Source organism: Streptomyces sp. NBC_00203 (genome assembly GCF_045206325.1).
Taxonomy (GTDB): Bacteria; Actinomycetota; Actinomycetes; order Streptomycetales; family Streptomycetaceae; genus Streptomyces; species Streptomyces lutosisoli.
This window is the reverse complement of the sequence record NZ_CP108126.1, coordinates 4,950,257-4,964,736: the sequence shown is the minus strand read 5'-3', so window position 1 is coordinate 4,964,736 and position 14,480 is coordinate 4,950,257. Positions and strand designations below refer to the sequence as shown.

Below are 14,480 nucleotides of genomic sequence, written 5' to 3'. Positions count from 1 at the left end.
CGGACTGACCGAGCTCCCGGCTCCCCTCCGGAAGGGAGCCCGGTCAGCCGGACTGCCGGACGGCGGCGTCCGATCAGCCGGACTGGGCGAGCAGCATCACGAGGATCACAGCTCCGATGCCGCTGATCATGGTGTTCTTGGCCTTGAGGCCGATGGACAGCGCGACGAACGCGATGATGCCCATCGGCCCGTACTCCCACTGGATGAGCTGTTCGAATCCGACGGCGAGGGCGGCGACGGCGAGGGCGATGAGCGGCATGGGTCCCTCCTGGTGGACAGGGCGACTCTGGCGGCCAACCTCCGGGAAGTTTGACCATGTTGCTCAAGTTGGTGACCAACTCACTCTTACTTATCTCCGCGTTGGGTCGACTCATAACCACCTACCAAGCAACTGCCCAAAGATGGCGGGAAGTTGTAGTGTTTGGTCGTGGACCCGGAACGCGTCGCCGTCAATGGGCGGAACAGGTCACCACGGCCCCAGAGGTCACACCGCGAAGTGGCTGACGTACTGCGCAGCCGGATCAGGTCCGGTGAGCTGCGGCCGGGACAGCGCATGCCCACGCAAGGCAAGCTGGCGGACGAGTTCGGCGTCGAGCGCGGCACCGTACGCCAGGCGTTGCGCATCCTGCAGTCGGAGCATCTGCTCGTGAATGTGTCCAGGGGGAGCCCAGCGACCGTCGCCGACAATCTGGCCAGGGCTCTGACCGGCCCCGAAGCCCCGCCGCAGCCCACCACGGTGGCGCTCGGCGCGAGGATCGCGGCCGCCTTCGCGGCCCCCCATGTGGAGATCGACGCGTTGTGTCTGACGTCGATCTCGCTGACCCTCGCCATGGGCGAACCGCTGCGTCAGATTCACGCGGGGCGAATAAAACCGGCCAGGGTGGACGTCCGTGTGCTGCTGCCCAGCGGCGACATCGACCTTGCCTTCCCGGCCCCCGTCGACGCTTCCGCGGACGGCCGGCTCCAGCGCAACTGGCTGGCCAACCGCAACGCCCAGGGCCAGGTGCTGCGCCACAACCTGCTCGCCCTGCGCTCCACGCACGGCATCGACGTGAACGTCACCTTCCGCGCGCTCCCCTTCACCCCGCCCGTGAAGCTGTATCTGCTCAACGGCGCCGAGGCTCTCTTCGCTTACTACACCCTCACCAAGCGCGAGGAGGAGATCGACGATGTGTACCTGGAGATGTACGACGTCCAGGGCACCCAGTCCATGCTCTTCCCTTTCACCCAGGGCGCCGGGCTGCGGGACACGACGTTCGTGGAGCAGTCCCATCTGTGGTTCAACGCACTGTGGGAGACCATCAGCTCGGAGCTGCTGCTCACGAGCTGAGGCCTCCCGGACCTGCCGGTCGGAGATCCTCGCAGCTCACAGGGCTGGACCGGCGATCATCAGGGCGAGCACGACCGCCCCGATGGAGCTGCAGGTGGGGCTCTTGGCCTTGATGCCGATGCTGAGCAGCAGCAGTCCGACGATGCCTGTCGGGCCGTAGTGCCACTGGACGAGCTGCTCGAAACCGACGACGAAGACGGCGGAGAGGAGGGCGATGGCGGGCATGGTGGTTCCTCCTGTTTCAGACTGCTTCAGAGGGGGAGGCAAAACTTCCGCCAACTTGGCCAAGTTGGCAACCAACTATGCTTAAGTTGTCCCCACTTGGCTACTAGTCATAAACAACTCTCAAACAACTCCCCATAGATGGATGAGAGTTGTAGCGTTTGGTCGTGACCCAGGAGAACGTGGCAGTGAACGGCAGCAGAAAGCTTTCACACCAGGAGATCGCCGACGTCCTGCGGGAGCGGATCCGCGTGGGAGACCTCAAGGCGGGCGACCGGCTGCCCACCCAGGCCGAGTTGGCCGAGGAGTTCGGCGTCGAGCGCGGCACGGTCCGTCAAGCCCTCGGCGTCCTCCAGGGCGACGGTCTCCTGACCAACGTCAGCAAGGGCAGCCCGCCGCGGATCGCCGACGCTCCCCGCATGCGGGACGAGCCGCAGCCGACGATGGTGGGGCTGGCGCCACGTCTCACCGAGGCGTTCTCCGTGCCGCATGTCCGCGTGGACGCCGCCTGCCTCACCGCGGAGACACTGATGCTGGCCCTGAGCGAGCCGGTCCGCCTGATCCACGACGGCAAGATCCGGCCCGAGTCGATCGACGTCCGCATCCTGCTGCCCTCCCGGGACATCACCCTCGCGTTCCCGGTCCCGGTGGAGGGCCGCGGCGACGACGACCCCGTCCACCAGCGCTGGCTCAAGCAGCGCAACGCCCAGGGCCACGTCCTGCGCCACAACCTCCACTCCCTGCGCTCCTCGCACGGCATCGACGTCCGAGTGACCTTCCGCGCCCTGCCGTTCACCCCGCCGGTGAAGCTGTACCTGCTCAACGGCTCGGAGGCGCTCATCGCGTACTACATGATCACCAGGCGCGAGGAGACCGTGGAGAACGGAGACTCGGACATCACCTTGGACATGTACGACACCCTCGGCTCCGAGTCCCTCCTCTTCTCCTTCGAGAAGCGAGCCGGCCAGCGGGACGCCGCCTTCGTGGAGGAATCCCAGAAGTGGTTCGACGCCCTCTGGGAAACCATCACCACGGACCTGACACTCTCCTAGTGACTTCTGATACGGCGCAGACTGATTCGGTGGCAACAGAGACAGAGAACCTACGGGAAGTGATCAACCGCGCCCGCTTCGTGCTCTTCGACTTCGACGGGCCGATCTGCCGTTTGTTCGCGGGGCACTCGGCGGAGGATGTGGCCAGGGATCTGGTCGACTGGCTCGAGCGGCAGGGGCTGCGGGGGCTGCTGACCGAGGAGGAGCGGGTCCATCCCGACCCGATGGTGGTCCTCTACGCGGTCGACCGGCGGCATCCGCACAGCGATCTCGTGGCCGAACTGGAGGAGCGGCTCACCCAGCAGGAACTCAAGGCGGCACCTTCCGCCTGGCCCACCCCGTACGCGGATCCGCTGATACGTACCTGGAGTGCCGTCGGCGCCAGGCTCGCGGTGGCGACCAACAACTCCCCGCGCACCGCCGCTCGCTACCTCGAGAGCCGAGGCCTCGCCGAATGCTTCGCCCCCAACATCTACGGCCGCACCCGGGACCTGCACCGCCTCAAGCCCGACCCGCACTGCCTCGTCAGGGCCCTGAACGCCCTGGGTGCCGCCCCGCCGGCGGCTCTCATGATCGGGGACGCCCCCTCGGACTTCCGCGCCGCCCAGCAGGCCGGGGTTCCGTTCCTCGGCTACGCGCGTAACGAGGACAAGGAGAAGCTGCTGCGGGACGCGGGAGCCGAGAACGTGGTGGGGTCGCTGGAGCCGGTTCTGCGGGTGCTCCGGGGTCAGGTCTGAAGCTGCAGGGTGAGCAGGACGAAGAGGAACGCCGCCCACCCGGCCAGTCGCGGATGCCCCGCCCGTACGCCCACCAGCGCCAGGGTCAGCAGGACCAGACCCGCGAACCCCAGCTCCGTCTGCACCAGTTGAGCCATCCCGAACTCGACGGCCGCACCCACCACCTGAAAGATGACCATGTCCCCCACCCCGTCCACTTCACGGACACTTCACTGATTCGATCAACCAACCGTCCAATTGGACTGGTTGACTTGAAATTGGTTTGCCCGACTGGGCTGATCCCTTAACTGGCAGTCAAGGTGGACTTCCGATTTGACTGAAACTGGTTTGCTTGTCGGTCGGAAGCGGTACGGTCGGCATGTGGGCGATGAGCGGACCGGTGACGGGGGTGGCAAGGAGTTCCGGCGTGTCCTGGACGAGCTGCGCAACCGCATGGTCAACGGCCAGTACGCGCTGGGCAGTTCGCTGCCGGCCCAGCGGCTCCTGGCCGAGGAGTTCGACGTCTCCCGGGACACCGTTCAGCGGGTGCTGAAGACCCTGGCGAGCGAGGGCTGGGTCGAGTCCCGGCAGGGCAGCGGATCCCGCGTGGTCAAGACCCAGCGGATACAGCCGGCGGTCCTGCAGAGCGCGAAGCCCCGCCCCATGGCTCTCGGCCCGATCATCAGCAAGGCCTTCGGCCGGGCCGAGGTCAGCCTGGACGTCTTCACGCTGACCGGCGAATCCCTCGACCTCCACGTGCGGTTGCAGGCGGAGCGCATACGTACGGACCCGGGGAGCGCACCGCAGCGCGTCGCCGTACGGGTTCTGGTGCCTTCCGAGGAAGTCGAGCTGCCCTTCCCCCGGTCCAAGGACGATCCGTCCGACCGGCGCCCGGTGGAGCGGGTGTGGGACATCGCGCGCCGGTCGGCGTCCTCGCTGAGGTACGTCCTTGACTCACTGAGGGTCGAGAAGCTGGTGCCGGAGGTCAGCCTGGAGATCCGGCACACACGGGTGGTGCCGACCTTCAAGTTCTATCTGCTCAACAGCTCGGAGGCGCTGTTCGGGCTGTACCAGGTGGTCGAGCGCCCGATCGTCCTGGACGACGGCGAGGAGCTGACCGCCGTCGACGTCGAAGGGATCGGCGCCAATCTCATGCACTACGAGCGGGACGCCGCCCCGGACTCCCCGGGCTCCTTCTTCGTCGACAGCATGCAGACCTACTTCGACTCGGTGTGGACCCTTCTTTCGGAGTAGTCGTCCAGGAGCTCCCGGGCCGCGGCGATGACCGGAGCGTGTGACGAGACCACCCCGTCCGCCTTGTTGCGCCTCATCTGCTGCCGGCGCTTCCTGTCCTGGGTGTATCCGAGAAAGTGGACCCCCGCGGCCTTGGCCGCCCGCAGGTCGGTGAGCTGATCGCCCACCAGCAGGGCCCGGGAGGGATCCAGTCCGTCCAGGTCTTCCAGTGCGCGGAGCACCACGTCGGGATCGGGCTTCATCCGACGTGGTTCGTGCGGATCGCGGCCGTGGACCGCGACGAACTTCGACTCCAGGCCCGCATGCTTGAGGTACTGCCAGATGGGGTCTTCGGCGTTGTTGCTCACGATGACCAGGCGCTTGCCGAGGTCGAGCAGTGCGTCCAGCAAGTTCTCGACATCCGTGGCCTGAACGGCGGAATTTACGGCGGCGTATTCATACCCGGTGACGATGTTGTTTGCCAGGTTCAGAGGCTCCCGGCCGCGCTCCGCCGGCGCCTCCCCGTCCAGCATGTCCCGGAGTCGTTGGAGGATCCCGTGCGAGTCGTCGCAGTCCTCGACCTTCCGGTCGAGAGTGCCCCATTCGAGCCGCGCCATGACCTTGATCTCCTCGGCGATGTGCGCGGTCGGCACGTCGCCGAACAGGTCACAGACAGGGCCGTCGAAATCGAGGAGCACCGCGTCCGCGTCGCGCACGAGCCGCCTCAGGTCCTGTCCGCCGCGTCTGCCCCACAGGGGCCTCTTCGCTTTCACCCCGACAGTGTGGACCACGAGGACCCGCACGCCGCGATTGTGCGACACGCCGTCACCGGCCAATCGGCGCAGGCGTGTCGTGCCGAATCCTGGCCTGCGTCTCGTGCCGAATCCGTGCGGGTGAGTCGTGCCGGCTCCGTCAAGCTTCCGCTTTCGCACGAGCAGGCGTTCATACGTTCACGCAGGGGACGGAGGTGATCAGAGGAATCGCTTCTGGCACGATGCTCACCGGCTGGGGAGTACCGTTCTCCCCTCCTTCACCATTGGTGCGGTCTCACGCGAGAGAACGGGCAATGTCCGAATCGGCTTCCTTGGCTCGGCAGCGAGCCGTTGAGGTGAGTGGCAACGCGAGCGTGGTCGAAGGACCACTCCAGGGCTACCACCACGAGACCTATGTGTTTCCGCTGCCCGGTGGGGACGAAACGGTTGAGCAGGTCCGCTGGAAGTGCCGTGAACCGCGCGCCAACCTGCTGTGGTTCGACCGGCGTTGCTTCGCCTCGGAGGAGGAGCTGCTCCGCGCTCTTGAGGGACACATCACGGGCATCCCCGAGCTGATCCAGGCGGGGCCCGTCGGTCTTCAGCGGTTCATCGAGGGAGAGACGCTGGGAGCGCGGTACGGGTCCGGTCGTGCGATCGCCCCTTCTCTCTTCCACCAAATCGTCGAACTCTTCCGGCAGTTGGTCGCCGTAAGACCTGAAGTTCTCACCGTGGAACGGACCTGCGAACCCCAGGACCGCGCGACCGAAGGCGACAGCTCCGGCTTCCTGGACCGGCTCATCTGCTTCACCGAAGAGCGCGTGTACCAGAAGAATCTGGGTGCCTTCGAGGTCCTGTTCGGATCCCTCGGAGTGGACGGTGACGCCTTCAAACGGCTCAGAAAACATGTGTCGGGACTGACCGAACGCCCGTTCTGCCTCCTGCATGCCGATCTGCATCGCGAGAACTTCGTCGTCGACCGGGACGACCGTCTCTGGACGATCGACTGGGAGCTGGCGATGCTCGGTGATCCGCTCTACGACCTGGCCACCCACCTCTACCTGACGCGTTACCCGAGGCCCCAGGAACGCAGGATGGCGCAGCACTGGAGGGACGCCGTCGAGGGTGTCGTCCCCGGAAGCTCGGCCGGATGGGAAGAGGATCTGCCCAGACTGCTCGACTACAAGCGGGCCCAGTCGCTGTTCACGGATGTCATCCGGATGTCCCTGTCGTTGGGCGCGGGGCCGGTGGGCGACGAACGTCTCCTCACTCGTGCGGGCGGCAAGATACAGCGCGTGCTGGCTGCCGCGGCGGAGCCGTTGGGGCTCGAAAGAGTGCCGGGCATGCGACAGATCACGGGGTCACTCGTTCGCTGGTATCAGGATCACAAGGAGTTCCGTACGGAGCGCGCGTTGTAACGTGCGCCGTGCAACGGCGATCTGTGATACCCAAGTTGTCCCTGGATGTTGGATTCGCTCACAGAGGAGCGGCCAGTGGGTGCACCTCCTGTCCCGCGTGCCTTGTTCCGGGACTTCACCGGCGACGACACGTACGACTCGTTCGTCCGCGCGGCGCTGCTGGACGGGACGGCGAGCGGGGGCCATCACAACCAGAACTTCGTGCATCCGCTGACGAGGCGCATGGCGGACCGGCTGCCCGGCCAGGAGGCGGGCACCCCCGTGACCGTGCGGATCCGGCGGTTCGAGGCGCTGCCGGTGGTGATCAGGACCTGGCGGGACGAGGCCGAGCTCCTCGACGGGATCGGGCGCGTGCTGCCCCATGTGCCGCGATGCCTGGCAAGGCGCGGGCGTTCAGCCATCCACAGCTATGTGGAGGGCGTACCGCTCAAGAGCGTCTGCCCGAACGGCAAACCGCTCGACAGCCTGCTGGTCAGAGCGCTGGCCGAGCTGCTCGCGCAGATGTCGCGGGTGGGCAAGGAGCATCTGCCGTCACTGCCCGGCTGCTGGCCACAGGACTCCCGGGACAGCCAGGGGTTTCTGCGGACACTCGCCCATCTCGCGGACCGGCAGATCCGTGGGCCCAACTGGGCCGAGTTCGGTGGCCTGTTCGCCGCTCTGGGCGTGTCCGGCGACGCGATGACGGAGTTCGCCCGGCGGGTTCCCGCCATGGCGCGCCGCCCGTACAGCCTGCTCCACGCGGACCTGCACCGGGACAACGTGATCGTGTCCTACGGCATCGACCCTCCGCTGATCTGCGTCGACTGGGAGCTCGCGACCTACGGCGACCCCCTGCACGATCTCGCCACCCATCTGGTCCGTATGCGGTATCCGGATTTCCAGTGGGACGAGGTGATCCACGCGTGGGTCGACAGCGTTGAGGCCGTGCGGCCCGCGGCGGTGAAAGGCCTGGCCACGGACCTACGCCATTACATAGCCTTCGAGCGCGCCCAGTCCGTCTTCCCCGACGTGATGCGCGCGGCGAAGTCCCTGGACGGCTCGCCCGACCAGAAGACCCTGGACGCCGCGACGGCGGAGGTGCGCAGGGCGCTGGTGGTGGCCGCCGAACCACTGATGCTCCCTCATGTGCCCGACGAGGACGAGATCGAGCGGCTCCTGCTGCGCCGGCAGGCCGGCGGCCGGACCACGGCAAGAGATGCCCGTCCCGTCCCGGTCATGCACTGGAGACCGGACGACCGGATGCCCGAGCATCCCGATTTCCCCCGGTCGGCAGTGCTCGGCGCGTTGCTCGCCGAGGCGGTGGTCCCGGCGGAACGCGTACTCAAGGGCACCGCGCACGTCAACTCGGTCGTGCACGTCCGGGGATTCCGCGGCCCGGTCGTCGTGCGCCGCAAGCTCGCGTCGGTCCGCCGCACCGAGTCCCGCTTCCTCAGCGAACACGCGGTCCTCAGGGCCATCGAACGTTCAGGCCTGCCGGTGCAGGTGCCGCGCGTGCTGGCACTGGGCGAAAGCCTCTATGGGAGCTCCAGGGCGGGTGACCCGTTCGCCATCCACACCTACGTCGGGCCGCTCGACGGCGACCATCCCCCCAATCACCCGGTGCACGGTCTCCTGCCGCACGAAGCGGACGGACTCGTGGACCAGCTCTGTGCGCTGACCGACCTCGACTACCTGGAACTGGATCCGCTGGGAGCGGACCTCGGGTTCTGCTTCTGCGACTGGCTGACGGAACAGCTGGTGGACCTGGTCCGGAAGCTGCCCAAGGGGTCGCTGCAAACGGCACGGCAACTGGGGCTGCCCGACCCCGACCGGCTGCACCAGATACTGTCCCGGCACCACGTGACAGCGCGGCAGCCGGCCCTGTTGCATGGCGACCTCAACCCCTGGAACCTCGTGCGCCGCGACGACAGGTTCGGGCTCACCCTCATCGACTGGGAGCGGGCGATGGTCGGCGACCCGTTGTACGACCTGGTCCGGCACATGCATCTCACGCCCACCCGGCCCGAGATCCGCGTCCGCATGTTCCGCCGCTGGGCGAACAGGCTCCCCGTTGTGTACACCAGAGCCTGGGAAGAGGACTGGCACGTCTACCGGTGGCTGGAGATCGTCCGCTCCGCCTATGTGGACCTGGACCGGCTGCTCGCTCGCGCCGACCTCGACGCCCCCAACGTGAACCGGGCCGTGGACTCGTACGGGACGACCCTGGACACCGCCATGGCCTCGCTGGGGCTGCCCCCACTGCGGACGGCGAACCCCTATCTCGCGCGCGCGTTGCCGCACGGGGACCACGGCGGCGGCTGACCGGGCGGAAGAGCCGGGATCACACTTTCAGGACGACCTTCCCCACCAGCCCCCGCCCCTCAATAGCCGCATGCGCATCCCCCGCCCGCTCCACCGCGAACACCTCACCGATCACGGGCCGCAGCCGCCCCGCCGCGGCCTCCGTGAGCGCGGCGGAGGTGAAGCGGCGCTGGTCGGCCGGGCTGAACTGGACGTCCGTGATGCCGAAGAGCTTGATGCCGCGGTGGGTGGCCTCGGCGGTGTCGATGGGGGAGAAGCCGCCCGACGGTGCCCCGTGGGCCGAGAAGCGACCGCCGGCCGCCGTCAAGGAGAAGGCGGTGGCGCCGAGTTGGCCGCCGACCCCGTCCAGGACCACGTCCGCGGCCTCCGGTGAGCCGCCAAGTGCCGTACGGGCCGCTGTCGTCCAGTCGGGGGCCGTGGCGTCGACCACCGCGTCCGCGCCCAACTCCCGCACCAGAGCCATCTTCGCCTCTCCGCGGGCCACCCCGACGACCCGTGCGCCACGCGCGTGCGCCAGTTGGATCAGCAGGGTGCCCATGCCTCCGGAGGCACCGAGGACGAGGACGCGGTCGGTGGGGCCGACGGCGGTCAGTTCGAGGAGGCTGATGGCGGTGACGCCGTCGTGGACCAGGGCCGCGGCCTGGAGGAGGTCCAGGGAGTCGGGCACGACGCTCAGAGCCGAGACCGGGGCGACGGCCCGCTCCACGTAGCTGCCCGCCACGAAGGAGGTGACCCGGCGGCCCAGCCACTCGGCGGGCACGTCCGGGCCGAGGGCGCTGACCACGCCCGATACGCCGCCCCCGGGAACGTACGGAGGTGTCACCGGGAAGTAGTCGAGGCCCCAGCCCGACCTCACCTGCGTCTCCACGAAGATCGTGTCCGCGTACGCCACGTCGATCAGGACCTCGCCGGGCGCCGGGACCGGGTCCGGGACCTCCACCGGGACGAGGACCTCGGGGCCGCCGAACGCCTTCACCTGTACTGCTCGCATCAGTCACTCCTGGGAAGCGGGTCGATTCCTGCGCAGTCCCCGCAGTCTTCGACCTCAAGCCCGGTTGAGGTCAAGGGCCGCCCGGAGGGATGCGTAGGCTCGGGGCATGGGTGAGATGGGGCTCCGCGAGCGCAAGAAGCAGCGCAGGTACCAGGCGGTTTCCGAGACGGCGATCGGGCTGTTCCTGGAGAAGGGCTTCGACGCCGTGTCCGTCGCCGAGGTCGCCGCCGCCGCCGAGATCTCCAAGCCGACCCTCTTCCGGTACTTCCCGGCCAAGGAGGATCTGGTCCTGTACCGGATCGGCGACCATGAGGACGAAGCCGCGCGGGTGGTCGCCGACCGTGCGGAGGGTGAGTCCGTGATCGGCGCTCTCCGTGCGCACTTCCTGGACGGGCTGCGGCGCCGTGATCCCGTCACCGGGCTCAATGACCATCCGGCCGTCCGCGCCTTTTATCGGCTGCTCTACGGGACGCCGTCGCTGGTGGCGCGGCTGTACTCCCACCTGGAGCGATCCGAGGCCGCCCTCGCCGAGGCCCTGGGCGGCGGCCTCGACGCGCGGCTCGCCGCCGGGCAGATCATCGCCGTACGCCGCATCCTCGCCGAGGAGAACTGGCGGAGGGTCGCGGCGGGGGAAGGGGTCGACGAGGTCTACGGGGACGCGGTCGCCGCCGCCGAACGTGCGTTCGAGCAACTGGGGCGGGGGCTTCCCGGGCTCGCCTGACCGCCCATCGATGGCGATCGCTCATTGATAGTGACTGGGTAAAAAATTTAACTCGGTTACGTTATTCCGTTATCTTGGGCGGTATGACGTCCCCCGACCCTGCCCTCGCCCAGTCCCTCACCCGCGAACGCGACTACCACGACACCTGTCGCGCCGCCCTCGCCGCCATGGTCGACGGCGCCGAGGAACAGGTCGTCACCGGCGAAGACGTCTCCGCCTCCGGTGCCGACGCCGAAGTGCTCGGGTACCGGCTGCGCAGCCATGCGAAGGAACTGCGTGAGCTGCCCCAAGGGCCGTTGTTCTTCGGCCGGCTGGACTTCGGGCGCGATGCCAGGACGGCCGGTGACCATGCCGGGCTGAGCTATCACGTCGGGCGGCTGAGGATCACCGAGCACCCCGCCGCGCCGCCCCTCGTCGTCGACTGGCGCGCACCCGTCTCCCGCGCCTTCTACCAGGCGAGCGCCCGTGAACCGCAGGGCGTCGCCGTCCGCCGCCGCTTCGGCTGGGCGCCCGGCAGCCAGGGCGACTCCGCCGACCTCACGGGCCTGGAGGACGAGCACATCGGCACGGGCCAGGAGTCGGACGGCCGCATCCTCGCGGGCGAGATCGAGCGCCCCCGGGTCGGCCCCATGCGCGACATCGCCGCCACCATCCAGCCCGAACAGGACGATCTCGTACGAGGTGATCTCGCGGCCTCGGTCTGTGTGCAGGGCGCCCCAGGCACCGGCAAGACCGCCGTGGGCCTGCACCGGGCCGCGTACCTCCTCTATACCCACCCGCAGCGCATCCGCCGCCGCGGACTGCTCATCCTCGGCCCCAACCGCACGTTCCTCTCGTACATCTCGGAGGTCCTGCCCGCCCTCGGCGAGACAGGCGTACGGCAGTCGACGATCGGGGACGAGATCGCCCGGCACCCGGTGACGGCGGAGGACGACGAGCGTGCGGCCGTCGTCAAGCACGACCCCCGGATGGCGGAGGTGCTGCGCCGGGCTCTGTACGGGAACATCGGCACGCCCGCCGACTCCCTCGCCGTACCGGACGGTTCGTACTGCTGGCGGGTCCCCGTCGGCGTACTCCGTCGCATCGTGGACGACGTACGCGCCGAGGAACCCCCGTACGCCGTCGGGCGCGAGCGGGTGCGGACGCGGGCCGTGCGGTACATACAGGAGCAGGCCGAACGGCGCGCCTGGCCGTGCACGAACGCCTGGCTCCAGAAGATCTCGCGGGCCCGGCCGGTCGGCGCGTACGTCGAAGCGGTGTGGCCCAAGGTGCGTGCGGAGGAGCTCGTCGCCGGGTTGCTCACCGACCCCGACGCGCTCGCCGCGGCGGCGGACGGGGTCCTGGACGCGGACGAGCAGAAGGCGATCCTGTGGGCGAAGCCGCCGCGTTCGTGGAAGTCGGCGCGGTGGTCCGCAGCCGATCTCGTCCTGCTCGACGAGGTCGCCGGGCTCGTCGAACACCCCGAGGGATACGGGCACTTGGTCATCGACGAGGCCCAGGACCTGTCGCCGATGGAGTGCCGGGCGATCGCACGGCGGGCGTCGTTCGGATCGCTGACGGTGCTCGGCGACCTCGCGCAGGGCACGACGCCGTGGGCGGCGCGGGAATGGGGCGACCTCCTCGGCCACCTGGGGAAGCCGGACGCCGCGGTCGTACCGCTGACGACCGGCTTCCGGGTGCCCGGTGCCGTCGTGGAACTCGCCAACCGGCTGCTGGCCCGGCTGGATGTGGCGGTGCCGCCCGCTCAATCCCTCCGTCGGGACGGCGAGTTGAGGATCCGAGCGGTGTCCGACGTCCTGCCCGAGACCGTCTCCGCCGTGCGCGACGCGCTCACGCACGAGGGCTCCATCGGAGTGATCGCCGCCGACGCGGATGTCGTCCGCGTACGGGAGGCACTCGGCGCCGCGGGGATCGCGGCGGCGGGCCCCGACGAACTGGGCGCGCGCGTCGCGGTGTTGCCCGCCGCCCTCGCCAAGGGACTCGAATACGACCATGTCGTGGCCGTCGAACCGGCGGCCGTCGCGGAGGCGGAGGCACGGGGGCTGCACCGGCTGTACGTGGTGCTGACGCGGGCGGTGTCCCGGCTGGACGTGGTGCACTCACGCCCGCTTCCCTGGTGAGTTACCAGTAGCTACCAGCTACTGGCCGGTTACCTGTCACCCGTCACCAGGGGATCGGCGCGCCGTCGCGGAAGAAGCCGCCGGTGGGGCCGTCGTCCGGGAGCGTGGCCGCCCACACGACGCTCGCGGCACCCTCCTCGACCGGCCGGCCGCCGGGGCCGCCCATGTCCGTGGCGACCCAGCCCGGGCAGACGGCGTTCACCAGGACTCCGTCGGCGCGCAGCTCGGCGGCGAGCATGCGGGTGAGGGCGTTGAGGGCCGTCTTGGTCGCGGAGTACGCCGGGGTGCCGCCGCCCATGCTCGCCAGGGACGCCGCCTCGCTGGAGACGTTCACGATGCGCGAGTGTGCGCCGGCACGGAGAAGGGGGAGCAGTGCCTGGGTCAGCCGCCAGGGGCCGTACAGATTCGTCTCCGCCGCCTCGCGTACGACGTCCAGGTCGGCGGTGGTGGCGCGTTGCCAGGTGTCGTACGTGATCGCCGCGTTGTTGATCAGGACGTCGAGGGCGGTGAGGTCCCGGGCTGCCGCGTCGATGTCGGCCGGGGAGGTGACGTCGAGGCGCAGGGGGCGGGCGTTCGGCCCGACGTCCTCGGCCGCCGCCCTGGCCGCCTCGGCGGAACGCGCTGTGACGTACACGGTGTGCCCCGCGGCGGCCAGCTGCCGGGCGACTTCGTGGCCGATACCGCGGTTGGCGCCGGTGACGAGGGCGATCATTCGACGGCCCCGGCTGCCGGGTCCGTCCATGCCGCCGGTGCTGTCGCTGGGGTCAGGAGTGGGATCAACTGCTCTTCCTCGTACGTCAGATGGGCTTCGAGCTCGGCGGTCAGGCGTTCCACCTCGGAGAGTACGTCGCCGGGGGCCGCGTCCTCGGTAGCGACAACCCGGCGGAGCTCTTCGAGGAGGGCGGCGATCCGTTCGTGTTCCTGGCGCAGGCGGTCCAGGGCCGGGGCGAGTTCGGGATGGCGGCCGGCGAGGAACGGGAAGATGCCGAGCTCCTCGCCGGTGTGGTGGTTGTGGAGGCCCTGGCAGAGGGTGAGGCAGTTGACGCGGAGCTGGGCGCCGAGGGCCGGCCCCTGCTCCGCGACCTCCTTGCGCACCAGGGCGAGTTCACGCCGGAAGGCGTCGTGGACGACCTTCAGGGCGTCGGCCATGGAGCCCGCGTTGACGTTCGGCGGGCCGTCCTTCGGGATCGCGTGCAGGGCGACGACGGGGATGACACGGGCCGTCTTCGCCTGGTACTCCGCCCACCCCGGGTCGGCCTCCACCGCGCGGGCGAAGACGGCGTCGCGTTCGGCGCCTTCGAGCACGACGGCCTCCGCCTCGTAGGTGAAGACACCGTCCTCGACGGTCAGCCGGGGGTTCGTGAGGAGGTTGTGGAACCAGTCGGGGTGCTGGGGCGCGCCCCCGGCCGACGCGATGACGAGCACGCGCTCGCCGCCGTCGGGGTAGAAGCCGACGGGGGTCGTGTGCGGGGTTCCCGTCCGCGCGCCGGTGGTGGTCAGCAGGAGCAGCCGGGCTCCTTCGAAATAACCGCCGACGCGTCCGTTGTTGGCGCGGAATTCATCGATGACCTGCTGATTGAAGGGGTTGGGCATTCGCTGCTTTCTTTTGTTTTCGGGCAGGAGGAAT

At 69.0% G+C, this 14,480-nt stretch carries 15 protein-coding genes; 8 read left to right on the top strand and 7 right to left on the bottom strand.

The window, feature by feature from the left end; genetic code table 11:
• Window positions 1-73: 73 nt before the first annotated feature.
• Window positions 74-259 carry a hypothetical protein gene (locus tag OG975_RS22250; RefSeq protein WP_327429797.1) on the bottom strand — a complete coding sequence of 62 codons (186 nt, stop codon included), beginning with the start codon at window positions 257-259 and terminating at the stop codon, window positions 74-76.
• A gap of 162 nt (window positions 260-421) precedes the next feature.
• Here OG975_RS22250 and OG975_RS22245 point away from each other — a divergent pair, with 162 nt between their 5' ends.
• Window positions 422-1,330, top strand: coding sequence for a winged helix-turn-helix domain-containing protein (locus tag OG975_RS22245; RefSeq protein ID WP_406331086.1), 909 nt, complete (start codon window positions 422-424; stop codon window positions 1,328-1,330).
• Window positions 1,331-1,366: 36 nt separating this feature from the next.
• On the opposite strand, the gene OG975_RS22240 is transcribed toward OG975_RS22245, so the two are convergent.
• Complete coding sequence (locus OG975_RS22240; RefSeq protein WP_327429795.1) at window positions 1,367-1,555, bottom strand: hypothetical protein; 189 nt, start codon at window positions 1,553-1,555, stop codon at window positions 1,367-1,369.
• Window positions 1,556-1,713: 158 nt separating this feature from the next.
• On the opposite strand from OG975_RS22240, the gene OG975_RS22235 reads away from it, so the two are divergent.
• A complete protein-coding gene (locus OG975_RS22235; protein ID WP_406331085.1) occupies window positions 1,714-2,604 on the top strand; it encodes a GntR family transcriptional regulator in 891 nt (296 codons plus the stop codon).
• Window positions 2,553-3,341 carry an HAD family hydrolase gene (locus OG975_RS22230; protein WP_406331084.1) on the top strand — a complete coding sequence of 263 codons (789 nt, stop codon included), beginning with the start codon at window positions 2,553-2,555 and terminating at the stop codon, window positions 3,339-3,341. Before OG975_RS22235 ends, OG975_RS22230 begins: the two co-directional genes overlap by 52 nt.
• Here the strand turns inward: OG975_RS22230 and OG975_RS22225 are convergent.
• On the bottom strand, window positions 3,332-3,520 hold the full coding sequence (locus OG975_RS22225; protein ID WP_406331083.1) for a hypothetical protein: 189 nt from the start codon (window positions 3,518-3,520) through the stop codon (window positions 3,332-3,334). The genes OG975_RS22230 and OG975_RS22225 overlap by 10 nt on opposite strands.
• Window positions 3,521-3,701: 181 nt before the next feature.
• Here OG975_RS22225 and OG975_RS22220 point away from each other — a divergent pair, with 181 nt between their 5' ends.
• On the top strand, window positions 3,702-4,574 hold the full coding sequence (locus tag OG975_RS22220; protein WP_406331082.1) for a GntR family transcriptional regulator: 873 nt from the start codon (window positions 3,702-3,704) through the stop codon (window positions 4,572-4,574).
• Here OG975_RS22220 and OG975_RS22215 read toward each other — a convergent pair.
• On the bottom strand, window positions 4,538-5,326 hold the full coding sequence (locus tag OG975_RS22215) for an HAD family hydrolase (protein WP_406331081.1): 789 nt from the start codon (window positions 5,324-5,326) through the stop codon (window positions 4,538-4,540). The two genes, OG975_RS22220 and OG975_RS22215, sit on opposite strands and share 37 nt — an antisense overlap.
• 335 nt (window positions 5,327-5,661) lie before the next feature.
• On the opposite strand from OG975_RS22215, the gene OG975_RS22210 reads away from it, so the two are divergent.
• Together OG975_RS22210 and OG975_RS22205 are read left to right on the top strand one after the other, a co-directional pair.
• Complete coding sequence (locus tag OG975_RS22210) at window positions 5,662-6,720, top strand: phosphotransferase (protein ID WP_406331080.1); 1,059 nt, start codon at window positions 5,662-5,664, stop codon at window positions 6,718-6,720.
• Between the two features lie 75 nt (window positions 6,721-6,795).
• Window positions 6,796-9,021: an aminoglycoside phosphotransferase family protein gene (locus OG975_RS22205; protein WP_406331079.1), complete on the top strand. Its 2,226-nt coding sequence runs from the start codon at window positions 6,796-6,798 to the stop codon at window positions 9,019-9,021.
• Between the two features lie 19 nt (window positions 9,022-9,040).
• Here the strand turns inward: OG975_RS22205 and OG975_RS22200 are convergent, their stop codons facing one another.
• Entirely contained in the window at window positions 9,041-10,012 is a 972-nt protein-coding gene (locus OG975_RS22200) for a zinc-binding dehydrogenase (RefSeq protein WP_406331077.1), read from the bottom strand.
• A gap of 106 nt (window positions 10,013-10,118) precedes the next feature.
• Here OG975_RS22200 and OG975_RS22195 point away from each other — a divergent pair, with 106 nt between their 5' ends.
• A complete protein-coding gene (locus OG975_RS22195) occupies window positions 10,119-10,733 on the top strand; it encodes a TetR/AcrR family transcriptional regulator (RefSeq protein WP_406331076.1) in 615 nt (204 codons plus the stop codon).
• Between the two features lie 83 nt (window positions 10,734-10,816).
• Window positions 10,817-12,853, top strand: coding sequence for a HelD family protein (locus OG975_RS22190; RefSeq protein ID WP_406331074.1), 2,037 nt, complete (start codon window positions 10,817-10,819; stop codon window positions 12,851-12,853).
• 43 nt (window positions 12,854-12,896) lie between these two features.
• On the opposite strand, the gene OG975_RS22185 is transcribed toward OG975_RS22190, so the two are convergent.
• The gene (locus tag OG975_RS22185; protein ID WP_406331073.1) at window positions 12,897-13,595 is read right to left on the bottom strand and encodes an SDR family NAD(P)-dependent oxidoreductase; all 699 of its coding nucleotides are present in this window, start codon (window positions 13,593-13,595) and stop codon (window positions 12,897-12,899) included.
• A complete protein-coding gene (locus tag OG975_RS22180; RefSeq protein WP_406331071.1) occupies window positions 13,562-14,446 on the bottom strand; it encodes a nitroreductase/quinone reductase family protein in 885 nt (294 codons plus the stop codon). The genes OG975_RS22185 and OG975_RS22180 overlap by 34 nt, the downstream gene beginning before the upstream one ends.
• Between the last annotated feature and the right edge of the window lie 34 nt (window positions 14,447-14,480).

Coding starts and splice junctions, on each gene's coding strand:
- OG975_RS22180 (WP_406331071.1), bottom strand. CDS start 14,446: ATGCCCAACCCCTTCAATCAGCAGGTCATCGATGAATTCCGCGCCAAC.
- OG975_RS22250 (WP_327429797.1), bottom strand. CDS start 259: ATGCCGCTCATCGCCCTCGCCGTCGCCGCCCTCGCCGTCGGATTCGAA.
- OG975_RS22195 (WP_406331076.1), top strand. CDS start 10,119: ATGGGTGAGATGGGGCTCCGCGAGCGCAAGAAGCAGCGCAGGTACCAG.
- OG975_RS22240 (WP_327429795.1), bottom strand. CDS start 1,555: ATGCCCGCCATCGCCCTCCTCTCCGCCGTCTTCGTCGTCGGTTTCGAG.
- OG975_RS22200 (WP_406331077.1), bottom strand. CDS start 10,012: ATGCGAGCAGTACAGGTGAAGGCGTTCGGCGGCCCCGAGGTCCTCGTC.
- OG975_RS22225 (WP_406331083.1), bottom strand. CDS start 3,520: ATGGTCATCTTTCAGGTGGTGGGTGCGGCCGTCGAGTTCGGGATGGCT.
- OG975_RS22185 (WP_406331073.1), bottom strand. CDS start 13,595: ATGGACGGACCCGGCAGCCGGGGCCGTCGAATGATCGCCCTCGTCACC.
- OG975_RS22190 (WP_406331074.1), top strand. CDS start 10,817: ATGACGTCCCCCGACCCTGCCCTCGCCCAGTCCCTCACCCGCGAACGC.